The sequence below is a fragment of the Helicobacter sp. UBA3407 genome (assembly GCF_949747025.1).
Lineage (GTDB): Bacteria > Campylobacterota > Campylobacteria > Campylobacterales > Helicobacteraceae > Helicobacter_D > Helicobacter_D ganmani.
In genome coordinates, this window is record NZ_CATKCB010000104.1 from 1 (window position 1) to 17,726 (window position 17,726).

Annotated in this window: 20 protein-coding genes and 2 tRNA genes; 14 read left to right on the forward strand and 8 right to left on the reverse strand. The window is 36.3% G+C overall.

All coding sequences use genetic code 11. The annotated features are described in order from the left end of the window. Positions 1-77: 77 nt before the first annotated feature. From Q1553_RS02905 to nusA, 8 genes are all read right to left on the reverse strand, one after another. Positions 78-154 (reverse strand) — tRNA-Arg (locus Q1553_RS02905). Positions 155-157: 3 nt separating this feature from the next. Continuing rightward, positions 158-235: transfer RNA gene (locus Q1553_RS02910), tRNA-Met, on the reverse strand. A 55-nt stretch (positions 236-290) separates the two neighbouring features. Continuing rightward, complete coding sequence (locus tag Q1553_RS02915) at positions 291-833, reverse strand: DNA-deoxyinosine glycosylase (protein WP_115551038.1); 543 nt, start codon at positions 831-833, stop codon at positions 291-293. 20 nt (positions 834-853) lie between these two features. Beyond that, positions 854-1,621, reverse strand: a complete 768-nt coding sequence (locus tag Q1553_RS02920; RefSeq protein ID WP_115551037.1) for a TSUP family transporter — start codon at positions 1,619-1,621, stop codon at positions 854-856. Positions 1,622-1,694: 73 nt separating this feature from the next. Next, positions 1,695-2,870, reverse strand: a complete 1,176-nt coding sequence (gene ftsZ / locus Q1553_RS02925; RefSeq protein WP_115551036.1) for a cell division protein FtsZ — start codon at positions 2,868-2,870, stop codon at positions 1,695-1,697. Positions 2,871-2,893: 23 nt separating this feature from the next. After that, positions 2,894-4,300, reverse strand: a complete 1,407-nt coding sequence (gene ftsA / locus Q1553_RS02930) for a cell division protein FtsA (RefSeq protein WP_115551035.1) — start codon at positions 4,298-4,300, stop codon at positions 2,894-2,896. Between the two features lie 44 nt (positions 4,301-4,344). Continuing rightward, positions 4,345-5,802: a peptidylprolyl isomerase gene (locus Q1553_RS02935; RefSeq protein ID WP_115551034.1), complete on the reverse strand. Its 1,458-nt coding sequence runs from the start codon at positions 5,800-5,802 to the stop codon at positions 4,345-4,347. Between the two features lie 121 nt (positions 5,803-5,923). Next, positions 5,924-7,051: a transcription termination factor NusA gene (gene nusA, locus Q1553_RS02940; protein ID WP_115551033.1), complete on the reverse strand. Its 1,128-nt coding sequence runs from the start codon at positions 7,049-7,051 to the stop codon at positions 5,924-5,926. A gap of 210 nt (positions 7,052-7,261) precedes the next feature. On the opposite strand from nusA, the gene Q1553_RS02945 reads away from it, so the two are divergent. From Q1553_RS02945 to mrdA, 14 genes are all read left to right on the forward strand, one after another. Beyond that, entirely contained in the window at positions 7,262-7,504 is a 243-nt protein-coding gene (locus Q1553_RS02945) for an HP0268 family nuclease (RefSeq protein WP_115551032.1), read from the forward strand. 9 nt (positions 7,505-7,513) lie between these two features. Next, positions 7,514-8,833, forward strand: a complete 1,320-nt coding sequence (miaB, locus tag Q1553_RS02950) for a tRNA (N6-isopentenyl adenosine(37)-C2)-methylthiotransferase MiaB (RefSeq protein WP_115551239.1) — start codon at positions 7,514-7,516, stop codon at positions 8,831-8,833. Positions 8,834-8,860: 27 nt separating this feature from the next. Then, positions 8,861-9,571 carry a lysophospholipid acyltransferase family protein gene (locus Q1553_RS02955; protein WP_297601612.1) on the forward strand — a complete coding sequence of 237 codons (711 nt, stop codon included), beginning with the start codon at positions 8,861-8,863 and terminating at the stop codon, positions 9,569-9,571. Continuing rightward, on the forward strand, positions 9,571-10,053 hold the full coding sequence (locus Q1553_RS02960) for a hypothetical protein (protein ID WP_115551030.1): 483 nt from the start codon (positions 9,571-9,573) through the stop codon (positions 10,051-10,053). Before Q1553_RS02955 ends, Q1553_RS02960 begins: the two co-directional genes overlap by 1 nt. A gap of 103 nt (positions 10,054-10,156) precedes the next feature. Further along, positions 10,157-11,236, forward strand: coding sequence for a lytic transglycosylase domain-containing protein (locus Q1553_RS02965; RefSeq protein ID WP_300692234.1), 1,080 nt, complete (start codon positions 10,157-10,159; stop codon positions 11,234-11,236). A 128-nt stretch (positions 11,237-11,364) separates the two neighbouring features. Beyond that, positions 11,365-12,063 carry a septal ring lytic transglycosylase RlpA family protein gene (locus Q1553_RS02970; protein WP_115551238.1) on the forward strand — a complete coding sequence of 233 codons (699 nt, stop codon included), beginning with the start codon at positions 11,365-11,367 and terminating at the stop codon, positions 12,061-12,063. A gap of 49 nt (positions 12,064-12,112) precedes the next feature. Continuing rightward, complete coding sequence (gene hisB / locus Q1553_RS02975) at positions 12,113-12,685, forward strand: imidazoleglycerol-phosphate dehydratase HisB (RefSeq protein WP_297601614.1); 573 nt, start codon at positions 12,113-12,115, stop codon at positions 12,683-12,685. Then, the gene (locus Q1553_RS02980; protein WP_115551027.1) at positions 12,682-13,176 is read left to right on the forward strand and encodes an HAD-IIIA family hydrolase; all 495 of its coding nucleotides are present in this window, start codon (positions 12,682-12,684) and stop codon (positions 13,174-13,176) included. The genes hisB and Q1553_RS02980 overlap by 4 nt, the downstream gene beginning before the upstream one ends. Beyond that, positions 13,160-13,741 carry a hypothetical protein gene (locus Q1553_RS02985; protein WP_115551026.1) on the forward strand — a complete coding sequence of 194 codons (582 nt, stop codon included), beginning with the start codon at positions 13,160-13,162 and terminating at the stop codon, positions 13,739-13,741. Before Q1553_RS02980 ends, Q1553_RS02985 begins: the two co-directional genes overlap by 17 nt. Continuing rightward, positions 13,738-14,208 (forward strand): lipopolysaccharide transport periplasmic protein LptA, encoded by a 471-nt coding sequence (gene lptA / locus Q1553_RS02990; protein WP_300761499.1) that lies wholly within the window; start codon positions 13,738-13,740, stop codon positions 14,206-14,208. Before Q1553_RS02985 ends, lptA begins: the two co-directional genes overlap by 4 nt. Next, positions 14,205-14,846, forward strand: a complete 642-nt coding sequence (gene yihA / locus Q1553_RS02995) for a ribosome biogenesis GTP-binding protein YihA/YsxC (protein WP_115551024.1) — start codon at positions 14,205-14,207, stop codon at positions 14,844-14,846. Before lptA ends, yihA begins: the two co-directional genes overlap by 4 nt. After that, positions 14,843-15,379 (forward strand): GNAT family N-acetyltransferase, encoded by a 537-nt coding sequence (locus Q1553_RS03000; RefSeq protein ID WP_115551023.1) that lies wholly within the window; start codon positions 14,843-14,845, stop codon positions 15,377-15,379. Before yihA ends, Q1553_RS03000 begins: the two co-directional genes overlap by 4 nt. Continuing rightward, positions 15,346-15,810 (forward strand): hypothetical protein, encoded by a 465-nt coding sequence (locus tag Q1553_RS03005; protein WP_297571560.1) that lies wholly within the window; start codon positions 15,346-15,348, stop codon positions 15,808-15,810. Before Q1553_RS03000 ends, Q1553_RS03005 begins: the two co-directional genes overlap by 34 nt. Then, entirely contained in the window at positions 15,810-17,675 is a 1,866-nt protein-coding gene (gene mrdA / locus Q1553_RS03010; protein ID WP_300842741.1) for a penicillin-binding protein 2, read from the forward strand. The genes Q1553_RS03005 and mrdA overlap by 1 nt, the downstream gene beginning before the upstream one ends. Positions 17,676-17,726 lie beyond the last annotated feature (51 nt).

Here is a 17,726-nt window from a genome sequence, read left to right on the forward strand (position 1 = left end):
CCCCCATTATTTTGTTTAGCATATTTTTCCTTTTAAGGTGAAGTTTAGTTGAAATTTATAGTTAAATTTTGGGTAAGTGGTACGCCCAAGAGGATTCGAACCTCTGACCTACGGCTTAGAAGGCCGTTGCTCTATCCAGCTGAGCTATGAGCGCACTTGGTACCAAAGGGGAGACTTGAACTCCCGACCTCCGGCTTATGAGACCAGCGCTCTAAACCAGCTGAGCTACCTTGGCATACCAAAAGCGGAAATGAAATTTTATCTTTTTTTCTTTAAAGGGGCATAAAACTTTAATAGATTTCGTTTTTATTTCGTAAAGCTATCAAAATAGCGCGCCATTCTTGGCAGAGTCTCTCAAGATTCCATTTTGCATTGGCGGGACTTGTGGAGGGCAAAGTAGTATGAGGCAAAGAGGTTACTTTAGAATCCTTAAAGGCTTTTTGGTAGATTTGTGCTGCTTTTTTGCCATTAAGAAAAATGTGTTGTATTTGTGTGTTTTGCAAGAGGGATTCCAAAAGAATGGGTTTAGGATTCTTAATGCTTCCATCACTAGATTTTGTAATTGTGCATTCTGCACAAACATCATAGAGTGCAATTTTTTGTGTCAATAAAAAAGTGATTTTTTCTTCGTGATTTTTTGTTCTTAGGTCTTTATATTCAAATAATCTCCCAAGCACTTCCCAAAAACGATTGCGTGGGTGAGAATAATAAAAATCTTGCTCCCTTGAAGCCACAGAGGGAAAAGAACCTAAAATTAAAATTTTGGAGTTAGAATCTTTGATTGGCTTAAAAGGGTGGTGTATGGATTCCAAAGTTTTGGCTAGATTAGACATTGGTTGCTTCTAAATACAAACTAAAATTGTTCATAGAGTAATTTTGCTGCCATTACAAAAGAAACAATAACAATCAAAGGCTTGATAATGCGGATTCCATAGGTAATTGCAGCACGTGAGCCTAGATTTGCGCCGATAAATTGTCCTAATGCCATTACGATTCCGATGATGAAAAGTATCTTTCCACCGAGCGCAAAAAAAACCAAAGAAGCAACATTGGTAGAAAAATTGTAAAATTTTGCTTGGGCTAGACTTTGTGTTAGCCCAAATCCACCCAATAGAATAAGCGCAAGCATCAGAAAAGAGCCTGTGCCAGGTCCAAAAAAGCCATCATAAAAGCCAATGCAGGTAAAGGCTAAAATTAAGAATCCTTGATGAATAGTTGTTGCTCTTTGTTCTTCGGTAATCTTGGGTGAAAATAAGAAATAAATGCCAAAGATAAGAATTAAAAAAGGTAAAATCTTGGAGAGTGAATCTGTTTGGATAAACTGCACACTTATTGTGCCAAGTGCTGAAAATGCAAAGACAAGCAATGCAAAAGGAAGTGCGCGTTTGAGATTTAAATAACCTTTCTTGTAGAAGTGATAAGCTGCGGAAAAGCTACCAAAAGTGGATTGAAATTTGTTGGTCGCTAGGGCTTCAATGGGTGGGATTCCACTAATCAGGAGAACAGGGATTGTAATCATTCCGCCACCTCCAGCAATAGAATCCACAAATCCTGCCACAAAAGCTGCAACAAACAAAAAAAATAACATCAAAAAATCAAATTCAGATAATATCTCTTGCATTTGTAATCCTTAACTATTGTTGGGCAATAAATGACCAACAATAGTTAATTGCTGTCAGTCATTTGAAGAAAAATTAATCCATTTGTCGGCGTAAGAATGCAGGAATATCTAAAAAATCATCATTAGCAAATTCTCCGCCACTGACTTTTTTTCTTGCAAGTGTAATGCTATCTTGTTGGTTGATTTTTTGACTCATATCTTTAGGATTTACAAGTTTTAATGTGGAGCTTTCTTCGTTTTGACTTACTTCTTGAGGATTGGAAGTAGATTGTGCTACATCACGTTCAAATCCTGTGGCAACGATTGTGATTCTAACTTTATCGCGCTCTAAACTCGAATCTGTTGTTGTTCCAAAGATGACCTCTGCTTCTGGGTCTGTATTGCCCTCTACGATTTCCATTGCATTAGAAATTTCAGCCAATGGATAATCAGGATTGAAGTAGAAATGCACCAAAACACCTTTTGCACCATTAATAGACATATTATCAAACAAAGGAGATTCAATTGCCATTTTAATTGCCTCTTTTGCAGCATCTGCACCGCTAGATTCACCAATTCCCATAAGTGCCATACCTTTGTGGTGCATTACGGTTTTAACATCGGCAAAATCCACATTAATATCACCCGCACTATGGGATAAAATTACCCCACTCATTCCATTTACGGCTCGCACAAGAACATCATCAACGATTCTAAAGCTATCTTTTAATCCAAGATTTTTATCTACAATAGAGAGGAGTTTTTCATTAGGGATTACAACAATAGAATCACTTTCTGCTTTTAATTCACGATATCCTTCTTCGGCTAGTTTGGCGCGTTGTCTTCCTTCCCAGCGGAAAGGTTTAGTAACAATGGAAACTGTGAGTGCTCCTACTTCTTTTGCTGCTTTAGCAATCACAGGTGCTGCACCTGTTCCTGTTCCTCCACCAAGCCCAGCAGAAATAAAGACAATATCAGTATTTTCTAAGAATTGTTTTAGTTCCTCATAGCTCTCTAATGCTGCGTCTTTGCCCACTTGAGGCTTCATTCCCGCCCCTAAACCTTTTGTGAGTTTTGCTCCAAGTTGGATTCTAATTGGTGCATTAGAGCTATTAATAGCTTGCGCGTCTGTGTTTGCGACTGCTAATTCAATTCCTTCGTAAGTCCCTGTATTGATTAGATGCCCAATCATATTGCTGCCACCACCACCGACACCGATTACTTTAATGTTTGCACCGAATTTTGGGCTAACTTCTTGAACTTCTATCATTGTTTTATTCCTCCTAAATTAAATCAAAACATTTGGGTAAGTTTTTCCCACATCTGTCTTATGAAATTGTTATTTTTGGGTTGGATTTTCTTAATTTCTGTGATATTACTTAAATCTTGTTTAATATCTGCCGCGCTTTTTGGGACGCTATTGACGGGATTTGCAATACTAGATTGTTTCTCTTGCAAAGGATTGATAAGATGAATGTTTTTTGATAATTGCTCTGTCTCTTCTCCTAGCTTTTCATTAAGATAGCGAATGCGTTTTTCCGAATCAATTTCATAGTTGGTATATTTGCCTGAAGCATAAAGAATCAGCCCGATTGCTGTGGAGCATTCTGGTCCCTTTAAGTCTGTGAATAAACCATCAATTTCTATGGGATTCGCAAGACGCACAGGTGCATTAAAGAGTGCAGCTGCTAAATCACGGATTCCATCTAGTTGCACCATACCACCTGTAAGTACGATTCCACTTCCTAGCTGGTCTTTTAGGTTGCTATGCTCTAATGATTTGGCTAGAATCATTAGTGTTTCTTCTACACGTGCATAGACGACATTGTGTACCACCGCAAGTGAAACTTGATGTTTGTCATTGTCGCTACCACCTATACTTGGAATCTCAATTAGATTCTCTGTATCTTCTGAAGTTCTTGGAAAGCCACCATATTGAATCTTTACTTGTTCTGCAATAGATTGCGGCGTGTGCAATGCCATTGCCAAGTCATTCGTGATATGATTAGAACCTACACCTAAAAAGTCATTATAACGCAAGGAGTTTCCAACATGAATCATTAACTCACAAGTGCTCCCACCCATATCTATACAAGCAACTCCTAGATTTTTCTCATCTTCAGTTAAAACAGCAATAGACGAAGCATAAGAGGCAAGCACAATGTTTTCAATCTCAATTCCCGCAGTTTTAATGGCTTTTTTGAGATTCCCTAAGCTTAATTTTTGTGCAGTAATAATGCGCACAGAAACTTCTAGGCGACCGCCACTCATTCCCATAGGGTCATCAATGAAATCTTGGTCGTCTAATTTAAAATTATAGGGCAAAATATGCACCACTTCGTATTCGTTTGGAATAGAGGCATTATAAAGCGCACTCTGAATCACGCGATTGATTTCTTTGATTCCAATTTCATTATTTAGACAATTAAGCACTCCGGAACTATCAGTGCTTTTGGTGTAAGCACTAGAGATAGAAATAACAGCTTTATTAATATTTGTGCCTGCCACACGTTTTGCGTCATTTACGGCATCTTTAATGGCGCGACTCGCTTGTTCTATATTAGTGATTGAGCCTTTTTTAAGTCCTTGTGATTTATGAAACCCTGTGCCAATGATATGAGGAACTCCATCTTTGCAGTTTGCAATGATTGCACAGATTTTTGTTGAACCTATATCAATACCTAAAAGTATTTGCTCCAAATCCTTGTCCTTTGCTACAATTCGTTTCTATATGTTTTAAACATTTAGATTTTTTTAACAATTTTATAAATTTTCAATAAATGTTCCATAAAGGCGACATCAACGAGACGAGATTTGACTTGCATACCATTTTGTGTTAAAAAATCTAAATTTTTTGCCATTATATCAGAATTTTTTAGTCTTTGGTCAAGGATTTCATATAAAATTATCTTATCTTGCAAGAAAATGTAATCTTTTGCTTTAGTTTTCGTAAAAAGTTGGGAGATAAAATCTTGACTTTCTTGTTCGTTTAAGCCCTTTAAAACCGCACGACTTTCACGACTTAAATAGCCCACATCCACACCTTGAAAGTTTGCTAATTGAGATTTTGCTTTTTCTTCTAATAATTTTGCTTTTTCAAAATTAATAAAATCTTCTGTGGCGTCTAATTTGGCTGCTTCATAGGTTTTTGGCTTGCTTGGAATAATTTTTATCACCTTTGCGGTGAGGTAGCCTTTTTTTGTTTTGATAGGTTTAATGGTGCTTTGTTCTTTGGCTTGACTAAGTAAGTCTAAAAATTCTACCCCATAAGTTTCATCACCTTCATAGAGGGTGCTTATTTCTGCTTTAGAGTTTTCTCCTTTGCGTAAAGCAATATATTCTTTTAGGGATTCCTTTTCTGCCTGTGCGTCTTTGTATTTTTCCAAAACTTGTTCTTTTGCTTCTTGGAAAGTCAAAAGCTGCCCATTGGCATTTAAGAATTGGTTTTTAAAATCCTCATAATATTTTTTGAGATTTTCTTCATTTGCTCCTATGCTATCAGGAGAGATTAAAATGCTTGCAATTTCGTAGCCACGTTCCGTTTGATAAATATCTTGATTTTCTTCCCAATATTTTTTAATAGCTTCTTGAGCGGGAGTGAAAGTGATGTCAGATTGTTTGAGAATATGAATTTTGACATGGTCTTCTGTAAAATAGATAGCACCCATCATTTCGGTTTCAAGTGGAGTTAATGGAATCTCCAAAATAGCATTTAGTTTTTCAAGCAACAAACTTTCACCCAATTCTTCTTCAAAATCTTTTGGACGCAGTTGATTGTCCGCTAAAAGACGTTTGTAAATTTCATTATCAAATTGACCATTATTTTGGAAAGTATCCATTGCGATTAGGGCATCAATCACTTCTTCTTTGCTGATACGCAATCCTAAATCATAAGCATAGTTAAGCCTTAGAGCCCGTGAAATAAGATTGTTTAAAGCTTGTTCCTCAATCCCTATTTTTTTAGCCTGCTCATTGTCTAAGTCTCCATTAAAAAGCTGATTATAGAGATTATAGAGTTTTGCATATTCGCGTTGTAGTTTTTCAATGCTAATTTTTCTATCCCCAACTACCGCAACTGCATTGCTCGTGCTTGAAAAACTATAACTTCCCCAGCCTACAAATCCCGCACCAACAAAAGCAATAGTGCTAATCCATATGGTAATGATTAAATATTTTTTGTGTTTTTGCATCCAGCCAATCATAAAAACTCCAAATTCTCTAAAATCTATATATTTTGTTTTTTAAAAACAATCCAATTAAAGCTTGAGATTCTATTCTAAAAACATTTAAAAAGCGGTAAAAGACAAATCTTTATTCTTAAAATTATTCTTTAAAAAGTGAAGAAAGAATATCAAGATTATTTTTAGGTGCTTCTTGCGAATTAGTTTCAGTCGTTTGTTTTGTGCTTTGATTGAGGTTATCAATCTCTTTTAGTTCAATTTCAAATCCCGTGAGCATAGAGGCTAGGCGGATATTGATTCCACTTTTGCCAATGGCTTTGGGTTTTTGTTCGCTTGTGATATTGACGATAGCTTTATTTTCGTCTAGTGCTACGCTAATGACGAGAGCAGGAGAAAGCGCACGCGCAATGTAAATTTCTGGTTGCGCAGAATACTCTATACAATCAATGCTTTCGTTTTTAAGTTCTTTTGAGACAGCATTGATACGCACACCCTTAATACCAACTGTTGCGCCCACAGGGTCAATTTTTGCAGAAATGGTTTTTAAGGCGACTTTCGCGCGTTCTCCCGGAATCCTTGCACAATTGACAATTTCTACTTCCCCGTCCTTGATTTCTGGTACTTCTAATCTCAAAAGCTCTTCTAGCATTTTGGGTGTTGTGCGACTTAATTCAATAGTGATTCCATTTTGGCGGTCAATCCCAACGTGCTTTAGCACAGCGCCAATCACTTGTCCTACGTTAAATTCTTCACCTTTGATACGATTTTTCTTAGGTAAAATGGCGCGGATTTCATCAATTTCTACATAAGTATTTCCCAAATCATCAATCCGCACGACATTCCCGCTAACGATTTTTCCAATTTGTGATTTATATTTATCAAAAAGTTGCGCTTCAATTAAACGTTGGATTTTGTATTCAAGTTCTCTAAAGAGGGAATTTACAGCACTTCTGCTCATATCTTCTAGACTTAATTCATAGCGCAATTCATCTCCCACTTTAATTTCATTGTCGTGTTTTTTGGCTTCACTTAACGAGATAAAATTATTTTTATCTTCTACATCGGAGCTATCGTTTTCGCATACGCTAATTACTTGGTAAAGATGAAGTGTTTTATTTTTTTTATCAATTTCTGCTTCATAGTAAATATTGGAATCTAAAGTTTCTTTAGCAACTTTAATGACTGCTTCTTTAACTGCCTCTGAAACACTTTCTATTGGAAGCCCTTTTTCATAGGCGATTCCTTCAATAATATCTAGTATTTTTTCCAAATTTTGTCCTTAAATTCTTAAAATTTGTTTTGTTAATTCAAAAAATAATTTGGCTTATTTTAGTTTAAATTTTCTTTATAAGGGCTTTATATTTATAAAGATTCTTGATAAGTTTTGGAAGCAACATAAAAATAAATCATTGTTGAAATTAGTTTTTAAGTAAAAAATATATATAATCAAATATTTTTCTACAAAAATAAGGGTGAAAATATGGATATTAAATTAGCACGCGAACATATTAATGAAAAGCCAACAAAAGTTACAATTAAAAAATTAGAGGAAATGTTAGAGGAAAAAAAATCTGATATTTTCTATTGTGATAAAGAAAATTCCCATAAAGAAATGCAATCTTTGTTGGAATATTTCGAAAAAAAAGGCAAGCGAGCCTATTTTCGTGAAGTACGTTATGGGTTAGATGAGGGTGATTATATGTATGAAATGCATATTCTATAAGTGATTCCTTTGGGTAAAAAACTTTATATCCAAACTCTTGGTTGTGCAATGAATGAACGCGATAGTGCGCATATTATCGCGGAATTACAAGAAAAGGAGCATTATTTTTTAACGCAGAATCCAAAAGAAGCAGATTTAATTTTAATTAATACTTGTTCTGTGCGTGAAAAACCAGAAAAAAAGTTGTTTTCAGAGATTGGACAATATGCTAAACTCAAAAAACAAGACGCAAAAATTGGCGTTTGTGGTTGCACAGCAAGCCATTTGGGAGATGTGATTCTTAAACGCTCCAAGTCGGTTGATTTTGTGCTTGGTGCGCGCAATGTTTCTAAAATCTCGCAAATTATTCACCAAAAACGCGTTGCTTGGGTAGATATTGATTACGACGATAGTGCTTATGTTTTTAGTCAAAATCCCAATTCCACCTTAAAGGGTATGATTAATATTTCTATTGGTTGTGATAAAAAATGCACTTATTGCATTGTCCCGCACACAAGAGGAAATGAGATTTCAATCCCTGCTGCGCTGATTTTAGATGAAGCAAAACGTATGGTAGGCGATGGCGTAAAAGAGATTCTGCTTCTTGGGCAAAATGTCAATAACTATGGGAAACGTTTTTCAAATGAACATCGTGCGATTAATTTCACGCAACTTTTAAATGAGATTTCTCAAATTAATGGGTTGGAACGCATTCGTTTCACTTCGCCGCACCCTTTACATATGGACGATGATTTTATTTCTGAATTTGCGCGGAATCCCAAAATCTGCAAGTCCATTCATATGCCCTTACAGAGTGGTTCTAATGCGATTCTGCAAAAAATGAGGCGTGGATATACTAAGGAATGGTTTTTGAATCGTATTGAAAAAATGCGCTCACTCATTCCTTGCCTAAGTGTCGGGACAGATATTATTGTAGGATTCCCGACAGAAAGCGAAGAAGACTTTTTGGACACCTTGGATATGCTAGAGAAAGTGCGTTTTGATACTCTTTATAGTTTTATTTATTCATCTCGTCCCCATACGCAAGCTCAAAAATGGTTAGAAGAGGACAAGAGTGTGAAATTGGTTGATGAGGAAGTTGCAAAAGAGCGTTTAATGCTTCTAAAAGAGCGTCATAAAGAAATCTTAACAGAAGATAATTTTAAGCAAATAGGAAAAATTCATTCTATTTTGTTTGAAAGTTTTGATGAGGAAAATTTATTGCTTGAGGGGCGAAGCGATACCAACAAACTTGTGCGTGTTAAGGCGGGACGCAATTTGGTAGGAGAGATTTGCAAGGTAAAAATCAGTCAAATTAAAGGTGCGCAACTTTTGGGAGAGTTAATCTAAAATTTAAAGATTATCGCAAGAATTTCAATGGGTATTTTAAGTTATCAAAAACATCTTAAGAATTTTAAACAGAACTTAAAGAGCAAGAATCGTAAGATTTCTATTAAATTGCTACCGCCCATCTTAGCTTTCATTATCAAGATTCTATCCTATTTAGTTCGTTTTGAATTTCAGATTTCTCCAAAAACTTTGGAGAAAATTGCACATAATGAAACATTTATCATTGCATTTTGGCACGGCGAGCTTTTGTTGCAACCTTTGGTGAGTAATAAGTTTTTGAATCGTCAGCAAAAAGTTTCTGTGTTGATTAGCCAGCATTTTGATGGGGATTTGATTGCTCAAACGATGCAATATTTTAACATCGGTTCTCTACGCGGTTCAAGTTCCAAAGGAGGAATACGTGCGCTTTTGGGGGCGGTAAAGAAAATTGAAAATCAAGAATATATTGCTATCACGCCTGATGGTCCGCGTGGTCCTTACCATAGTGTCGCAGATGGAATCGTGCTTTTATCACAAAAATCTAAAGCTCCCATTGTGATTTCAAGGATTCTTTACCAAAACGCTTGGAGGTTTAATAGCTGGGATAGATTCCAAGTGCCAAAGCCTTTTAGTAAAGTTATTTGTGTAATAAAAGAGCCATTGGGAGTGGAATCTTTGGAGCTAGCAGAAGCAAAGAATCTTATCCAATCTAAAATGGAAGAAGATGAGCTAAATCAAGTGCTAAGGAACATTCAATAATGAGATGGATAGTATCAGGCGTTGGATTATTGTTTTTAATTGCGGGATATTTTTATTTTTCTACTTCTTATAATTTGAGCCGCGAAGCAAAGAGAGAATTCAATAAGGGAAACTTTGAATCCTCCTATCAACTCGCCACACAAGCCTTAGACATAGACCCATATAATCGTTCTGCTCTAAGTATTTTTAGCCAATCAAAGCAACGTTTGAATCTTCAGAAATTTTTACAAAAAACAAAGCATAATTATGAACAAGCATTAGAGATTCTAAAGCAAAGTAATGTAAGCCCTCAAGAGTTTTTGCAGTTGCGTTGGATTGTAGAGGAATTTGAGAAAGATTATCGTGCTGTTTTAATCTTAAACAATCCAAATGAGAGTGAGGAAATGCAGCTTAAACAATACAAAGATTGGTTTTTGCAGTTACAAAATCGCCTAAAAGAAGCGCAACAATCTTTACAAAAGATACAAAATCAAGCAAAATAGGGAAATAATATCGTTGTATTTTTATAAATTTTTATTGAAAACTTTATAAATTTTAGATAGAATCTAATCTTTACTTAAAATTAAATATTTTTTAAGGTATCCGATGAAATTTTTTTATTTCCTTTTATTGATTGCAACTTTAGGATTTACTCAATTTGACATAATGGGTTATGATACGCACAGCGAGGAGGTTTTAAAAACCTTTGATGTAGAACCAGAATTTTTAAACAATGAATATTTTGTTGATGTGAAAAATTCTTTTTTAAGTGATGCGAGACAAGATTATTTGCTACAAAAATTCAAAAGTGGCTATGAGTTTATTCCTACACTTAAAGAAATGTTTTTAAAGGAAGGAATCCCGCAAGAATTCCTGTATCTTGCGATGATTGAATCTGGATTCTCTTTGACTGCTAAGTCTAGCAAACGCGCAATAGGAATGTGGCAGTTTATGCCCAAAACCGCTAAATCTTTAGGATTGGAGATTAATGCTCAAATTGACGAGCGCAAAGACCCAATCAAATCCACAAAAGCTGCAATTACTTATTTAAAGCAATTAAAAGAAAGCTTTGGTAAATGGTATCTTGCTGCAATTGCCTATAATTGCGGTGATGGACGCTTAAGGCGCGCAATCAGCGAAGCGGGTAGTGATTCATTGAGTGTGCTTTTAGACCCTGAAATCAAATATATTCCATTAGAAAGTCGTATGTATATTCGCAAGATTCTTTCTGTTTCTTTGATGTTTCGCAATGTGGATACCTTAAAAACGAATAATTACGATTATTTCTTAAATCGTGGAGCAAATTCTTTGCTTACTTCAATTGAGGTGCCACCAGCTACTCCATTAAGCAAAATTGCCGCACAAGTGGGATTGAGTTTGAAAGAGTTGAAATATTATAATCCACAATTCAAACGCAATATCGCTCCAACTTATGCGAAATCTTACTCTGTGTATGTGCCTTATCAGTTTTTGGCGCGCTATAAATCTGAAGTGCAAACTAAAGAAAAATTACAAGTTAAATCTTATTTGGTACATCGCGTAGGCAAGGGAGAGACGATTCATTCTATCGCCAAACGTTATGGTGTGCCAAGCAAACGCATTACGCAATACAACGCGATTCAAAATGCAAATTCCCTTTCTATCAATCAAGAGATTATTATTCCTCTTGAAAAGGATAAAGCGTGAAAGGTTTTTATGGGATTTTGTTAGGTGTTATTTGGGCAGCTTTTAGCCTGAATGGTTGCTTTTTTGGTAAGAGTGATGTTTATTATAATCCCTCTTCTACGACACAATCTACGCCAGATTATGGAGTGATGAATACAAGCCAACAAGCACATAAAGCCACAATGAAACCTTATAGAGTCAATGGAAAATGGTATTATCCAACACAAGTAGCATTGGGAGAAACTTATGAAGGAATTGCGAGTTGGTATGGTCCAAAATTTCACGGCAAAAAAACTTCTAATGGAGAAACTTATAGTATGTATGCGCATACAGCGGCACATAAAACTTTGCCTATGAATACGATTGTGCGTGTAACAAGCAAAGAAAATGGTAAATCTACGATTGTGCGCATTAATGATAGAGGTCCTTTTGTAACGGGGAGGATTATTGATTTGTCTAATAGTGCGGCAAGAGATATTGAGATGGTGGGTAAAGGTACGGCACGCGTGCACTTAGAAGTTATTGGCTTTAATGGCACGATTTCAGATTCTATGCCCCTCAATCAAGAAACTTTGGCAAGAAGCGAATACAAAGTCGCGCATACGCAAGAGAGAATGCAACTTTCGCATTTCCTTGTGCAAATTGGTGCTTTTAAAAACAAAAGTGGTGCTGTGAAATACCAAAGCACCCATGCAAATGCGCACGGCTATCAAGCCGTGATTCGGGAATATGTTGCGCAAGGCTCTCCTATTTATCGTGTTTTATTGAGTGGATTTAAGAGTGAGGCAGAGGCAAGGGATTTTATCGCTTCACAAAAAATAGCAGGAGCATTTATTACTACAGAGTAGTTTGATGTAAAGAATCCAAAGTTTAAGTTATTTTAAAGAAAGGTAGATTATGAAAACTCTTACACGCAATACCAAAGAAACGAAAATCACTGCAACTTTAGAAGTTTATGGTGAGGGTAAGGCGGAGATTTCAACAAAAATTGGATTCTTTAATCATATGTTAGAATCGCTTTGTAAGCATGCAAATTGGAATCTTAAATTGCAGTGTGTGGGCGATGTGGAGGTAGATTTTCATCATAGTGTGGAGGATTGTGGAATTGTGCTTGGTGCCTTGTTGAAAGATTCGCTTTTTCCAATTCAAAAAGTGGAACGTTTTGGGAATGCTTCTATCGTAATGGACGAGGCATGTGTGGAGTGCGACTTGGACCTTAGTAACCGTCCTTTTTTGTTTTTTGATTTGGAAACTAGAGGCAAAGTTGGCGATTTTGATTGTGAGCTAGTAGAAGAGTTTTTTCGTGCTGTGGTTATAAATGCTGGAATCTCTGCGCATATTGTTCAAAAACGTGGCAAAAATCAACACCATTTGATAGAAGCTTCCTTTAAGGCTTTTGCTGTTGCTTTGCGTAGAGCAAGTGCTAGGAATGAGGCACTTGGAATCCCAAGCACAAAGGGGATTCTATGATTAAGTTGATTGTGTTAGATGTAGATGGAACTTTGAGTGATGGGAGTCTGATTTATAGCAATGAGGGTGTAGAAATGAAAGCGTTTAATGTAAAAGACGGCTTAGGAATTGCGATGTGGATTAAACTTGGAGGAGAAGTTGCAATTATCACAGGACGCAAATCCAAGTTGGTTGAAAACCGAGCACGAGAACTTAGAATCACCTATCTCAAACAGGGTGTAAGCGACAAGGCAAAAGCTTTAGAGGAGATTTTAAAAGAAGCAAATCTCTCGCTTAAAGAAGTTGCAATCATTGGAGATGATTTGAATGATTTGAGTATGCTAAAGCTTGTCAAATATTCCTTTGCACCCTCTGATGCGGTAAAAGAAGTGAAACGAAATGTTCATAAAGTGCTTAAACATAAGGGTGGTAAGGGTGCTGTGCGTGAGATGATTGATGATTTAATAAAAAAAGAAAAATTACAAGTTAAACTTTATGAAATCTTTGCTTAAAATCAATCAACTCAAAAGTGGTCGCTTAATCCCGATATTTTTTCTTTCTCTTTGCGTGTTGAGCCTTGTAATGGTTGCGGTTTTAAATGGTAAGAAAACGCAAGATTTAAAGGGGAGAGAAAAAGTTGCAAGATTTGAGGTTTTTAATTTTGAATATTATCGGATAGGCGCACAAGGAGTGAGCGTGGTTGCGCTTGGAAAGAAAGCGCGTGAGAATGTGAAAGGAATGAATGAGTTGGAGCATTTTAGTGTAACGAATTTTACTTTTCCAAGTCAAGAATCTCAACGCAAAGAAAAGGTGCTAGGGCAAGAAAATTTACAATCTAGCTTTGCACTTTATGATAATCAAGAGATTTTTTTTCCTCAAGGTGTGAATTATCAACGCAATAAAACAAAGTTTTGGAGTCAAATAGCACAATATAATCCTGATATAAAAGAGCTAAAAGGAGAGGGGGAATTTATTGTTTTGGACGAAAACTATAAGATTCGCGGGCAGAACATCACGTATAGAGAAAATAAAATCTACGCAAAAAATATTTATGGAATCTTAAAGGTAAAACAATGAAACACCTATCTAAGGTTTTGTTTATTTTGTTGGTTCCTTTTGTTTGGGCAGAGGAGATTGAAGTAAGCGCAAAGGAACTCATTGGAGATGAGCAACGCAAATTAACCCAACTAAAAGGCAATGTAGAAGTCAAACGTGCCAAGGATAATTTGAAAGCAGATGAGGCTTTTATTTATCTTGATTCTAATAATCGCCCAAACAGAATGCAAGCCATTGGAAATGTGCGCTTTTGGCTTACTTTACAAGATGGACGTAGGATTGAGGGAAGGGCAAACGAAGCACTTTATTTGCCTTCCAATCAAGAATATCAGATTTTGGGCAATGCAGTGGTAAAAGAGATAGCCAAAAATAATGTCGTAAGAGGCGATAAAATCATTATTCGTTACAAAGAGGGTTTTATTAATGTTTTGGGCAATGAAGAAAAGCCTGCGCGTTTGATTTTTAAACTTGAAAAAGAGCCAAAATGAGTCGTTTTATCCTAAAGTCTGCTCAATTTCAAACTTCCGCTCAAACATTTGCGCAATGTCCTCCACCGATGATTTCTGAAGTAGCATTTTTGGGGCGTAGTAATGTAGGCAAAAGCACATTGATTAATTTAATTTGCAATCAAAAAAATCTTGCTAAAAGCTCTTCTACGCCTGGAAAAACGCAATTAATCAATTTCTTTTTAACAGAATGGAAAGAAAAGATTGCTCAAGAAAGCTTGGACTCGGATACTTTAAAGGTTATGTTTGTAGATTTGCCCGGTTTTGGTTATGCCAAAGTTGCAAAAAGTCAGAAAGAATTGTGGAATCGCAATTTGGTAGAGTTCTTGCGCAAACGCGACAACATTCGGCTGTTTGTGCATTTGGTGGATAGTCGCCATCCTTATTTGGAGATTGATTTGAATCTTGTTGCTTTTATTTCGCAGTTTCTTAGGGCTGACCAACACTTAGTGCAGATTTTTACAAAATTTGATAAACTGAAGGCAAACGAGCAAAGTAAGCTTAAATCTACATTTCCCAAAGCCAAGTTTTCTAGCTCCCTAAAAAGACAGAATCAAAATGAAATTGTAGATTTTATTCTTGAAAATACATTAGGGAGAAAGGTTTTGGAGGAAGTATGATTATTACACGACCTGTTTTAAAAGATATTTCTATGATGCGTGAAATTGTGCGTCCAGAAGTGGAACGTGGCATAATTTTGGAAAGAAGCGCAGAAATTATGGCAAATATGATTCGTTCTTATCGTGTAGCTTGGGAGGAGGAATCCGTGTTAAAAAGCGTTCAAAAAACCCCTCAAGCCAAATTGAAATTAGAATCCACAAGCTTAAATACATTAAAAAACCCCATTATGTTGGGATTCTGTGCTTTGCATATCCATTCTTTGGAGTTGGCAGAAGTGCGCAGTTTGATTGTTGCGCCTTTTGCTCAAAGATTGGGCGTAGGAAGTGAGTTGATTTTAGATTGTGAGGTGGAGGGTAAGGCACTTGGGGTAAAGGAAATTTTAGTTTTGACTTATAGGCGGGCTTTATTTGAGAAATTGGGATTCCAAGAAGTGAGTAAAGAAAATATACCAAATCAAAAAATATGGGCGGATTGTATTTTATGCAAACATTTTCCACTATGCGAAGAAATAGCACTGATAAAAAAAATCTAAAAATCTTTTTTTTGATTTTTATCCTCGTCATTTATCTTTCTTTAACAGATATTTTTTATTTTTTGCCACCGCTTTTTGGCGTGATGTATGTGATAACTCAAGAAAAATACGAGGAGCATTCCTTTGGATTTTTTTATTTTTTAGTGCCATTTTTTTTGTATTTTGAGGCAAGTAAAGGATTGCCATTTTTTAGCGTGATTTTATTTATTGCAATGTCTTTTGAAATTTTATTGCCTAAATTTCGTAAATTTTTTGGATATAGCAAGGTTTTTATACCTCTATTTATCACTTATGCGTATCTTGGTTATTTTGCATTTTTAAAGATTTTTGGATATTTTTTAGACATAGATATGCCGCAAATTTCGTGGCTGGTTGGTTTGTATATTGCATGTGAAATCGTGTTAATATGGTTTATAATGTGGATTTTATGATGAATACGCGAATAACGATATTTTTTGTAATGTTTGTGCTTTTTTGGGTGGTATTATTAGTAAGAATTTTTGATTTAAGTATTTTAAATCAAAAATTCTTTCAAGAACAAGCCGAAAATAATATTTTGCGTGAGGAATACATTGTGCCTGTGCGTGGGCAGATTTTAGACCGATATGGAGAACCGCTTGCTACAAATAATGTGGGTTTTATGCTCTCCTTGCCTCCTCGTCTTTCTTTGCGTTCCAATTTGCCTTTGTTGGAAAAAGAAATAGAAAAGCTTTTGGTGTTTTTTCCACAATATTCTAAGGAAGAATTGATTAAAAATTATCGCCATAAGGATTCCCCTTATAATCACGATTATATTCCTGTGATTGAGTTTGCAGAGCATTTTTTCATTATGCAGCATTATGCGCAACTCGCCCAAAGTGAAATCTTGCGTATTATTCCTTTAGCGCGTAGATATTATCCCAATCTTACTTCTGCTTCGCATGTGATTGGGTATGTGAGCAAAGCAAACCAAAAGGATATTGAGAGGCAGCCTATCGCTAAATATACGGGAAATATTGGTAAAGAGGGATTGGAACGACAATATGATGCTTATTTGCAAGGAGAGATTGGAAAGCGAATCGTCAAGGTAACGGCACTCAATCAAGAAATGGAAATGGTTTCTTATAAAGAAGCAATTGAAAATCACGATTTAATCACAACATTGGACATTAGGATTCAACGCGCAATGGACGAGATTTTTGAGGATAAAAATGGTGCAGCAATCGTGATGAATGCGCAAAATGGCGAAATTTTGGCTGCGGGAAGTTATCCAGAATACAACTTAAACCATTTCGTTGGCGGAATCTCTTATGAGAATTGGAATCTCTTGCGTGATAGCCCTTATAAACCTTTAATTAATAAGTTTATTAATGGCTTATATCCACCCGGCTCTGTAATTAAAATGGGAATGGGATTGGCTCTTTTAGAATATGCAGGGATTAGCGAAACAACAGAGATTAAAACCCCAGCCTTTATAGAGCTTGGAGGCAGAAAATTTCGTGATTGGAAAAAAGAGGGGCACGGAAGTGCGGATTTGTATAAAGCTTTGAAACGAAGCGTAGATGTGTATTTTTATATTCTTTCTTTACGCACAGATTTTGAAAATATTGCCAAAGTGCTTCAAACAATGGGATTGGGAAAAAAAACAGGAGTGGATTTGCCCAATGAATTTACCGGAATCGTGCCAAGTCCAAGTCTCAAAAAAGCTCGTTTTAAACAAGATTGGTATTCAGGGGATAATGTTGTAAGTTCTATCGGGCAAGGGTTATTTTTGACTACTCCTTTGCAGATTGCAAATTATACCGCCCTCATTGCAAGCGGCAAGCTACCGATTCCTCATTTTGCCAAAAAGAAAATGGAAGAAGAGATGGTCTATTACCCTAGAGATGTCTTAAGCGATTTCCAAAAGAGCAAGTTAAATGTATTAAGAGAGGGAATGCGTCAAGTTTGTTCAGAAGCAGGTGGCACAGCAAATTTAGCTACAAGAGAATCCAAAGCCTATCTTGCTTGCAAAACAGGCACAGCGCAAGTGGTAGGTATCTCGCAAGCGGATAAGGATAGAATTAAAGAAAAAGATATGGATTATTTTCATCGCTCGCAAGCTTGGATTACCGGTTTTTTGCCAGCGGATAATCCAAGTTATGTTATTACCGTGATGGTAGAGCACGGAGGAAGCGGTAGTGGGTCGGGCGGTCCGGTCTTGGCAAAACTCTCCAATGTGTTGGTGGATTTGGGTTATGTGCAACCTCGCAAAGGCGTAAAAGCTCCCAAAGTTGTGAATCTTGCGGATTCTAACTTTGAAGCAGAGGCGGAGTAGGAAATGAAAAGTTTAAGCCAAGAACCCCAAGCAGAGTTTATAGAGTCTCTA

Bases quoted from the DNA above. Each gene is read 5' to 3' on its own strand.
- Q1553_RS03000 (WP_115551023.1), top strand. From the start codon at position 14,843: ATGATTATTACACGACCTGTTTTAAAAGATATTTCTATGATGCGTGAA.
- Q1553_RS02915 (WP_115551038.1), bottom strand. From the start codon at position 833: ATGTCTAATCTAGCCAAAACTTTGGAATCCATACACCACCCTTTTAAG.
- yihA (WP_115551024.1), top strand. From the start codon at position 14,205: ATGAGTCGTTTTATCCTAAAGTCTGCTCAATTTCAAACTTCCGCTCAA.
- Q1553_RS02965 (WP_300692234.1), top strand. From the start codon at position 10,157: ATGAAATTTTTTTATTTCCTTTTATTGATTGCAACTTTAGGATTTACT.
- ftsZ (WP_115551036.1), bottom strand. From the start codon at position 2,870: ATGATAGAAGTTCAAGAAGTTAGCCCAAAATTCGGTGCAAACATTAAA.
- Q1553_RS02955 (WP_297601612.1), top strand. From the start codon at position 8,861: ATGGGTATTTTAAGTTATCAAAAACATCTTAAGAATTTTAAACAGAAC.
- mrdA (WP_300842741.1), top strand. From the start codon at position 15,810: ATGAATACGCGAATAACGATATTTTTTGTAATGTTTGTGCTTTTTTGG.
- hisB (WP_297601614.1), top strand. From the start codon at position 12,113: ATGAAAACTCTTACACGCAATACCAAAGAAACGAAAATCACTGCAACT.
- Q1553_RS02985 (WP_115551026.1), top strand. From the start codon at position 13,160: ATGAAATCTTTGCTTAAAATCAATCAACTCAAAAGTGGTCGCTTAATC.
- Q1553_RS03005 (WP_297571560.1), top strand. From the start codon at position 15,346: ATGCGAAGAAATAGCACTGATAAAAAAAATCTAAAAATCTTTTTTTTG.
- Q1553_RS02945 (WP_115551032.1), top strand. From the start codon at position 7,262: ATGGATATTAAATTAGCACGCGAACATATTAATGAAAAGCCAACAAAA.
- lptA (WP_300761499.1), top strand. From the start codon at position 13,738: ATGAAACACCTATCTAAGGTTTTGTTTATTTTGTTGGTTCCTTTTGTT.
- Q1553_RS02920 (WP_115551037.1), bottom strand. From the start codon at position 1,621: ATGCAAGAGATATTATCTGAATTTGATTTTTTGATGTTATTTTTTTTG.
- Q1553_RS02960 (WP_115551030.1), top strand. From the start codon at position 9,571: ATGAGATGGATAGTATCAGGCGTTGGATTATTGTTTTTAATTGCGGGA.
- Q1553_RS02980 (WP_115551027.1), top strand. From the start codon at position 12,682: ATGATTAAGTTGATTGTGTTAGATGTAGATGGAACTTTGAGTGATGGG.
- Q1553_RS02935 (WP_115551034.1), bottom strand. From the start codon at position 5,802: ATGATTGGCTGGATGCAAAAACACAAAAAATATTTAATCATTACCATA.
- Q1553_RS02970 (WP_115551238.1), top strand. From the start codon at position 11,365: ATGAATACAAGCCAACAAGCACATAAAGCCACAATGAAACCTTATAGA.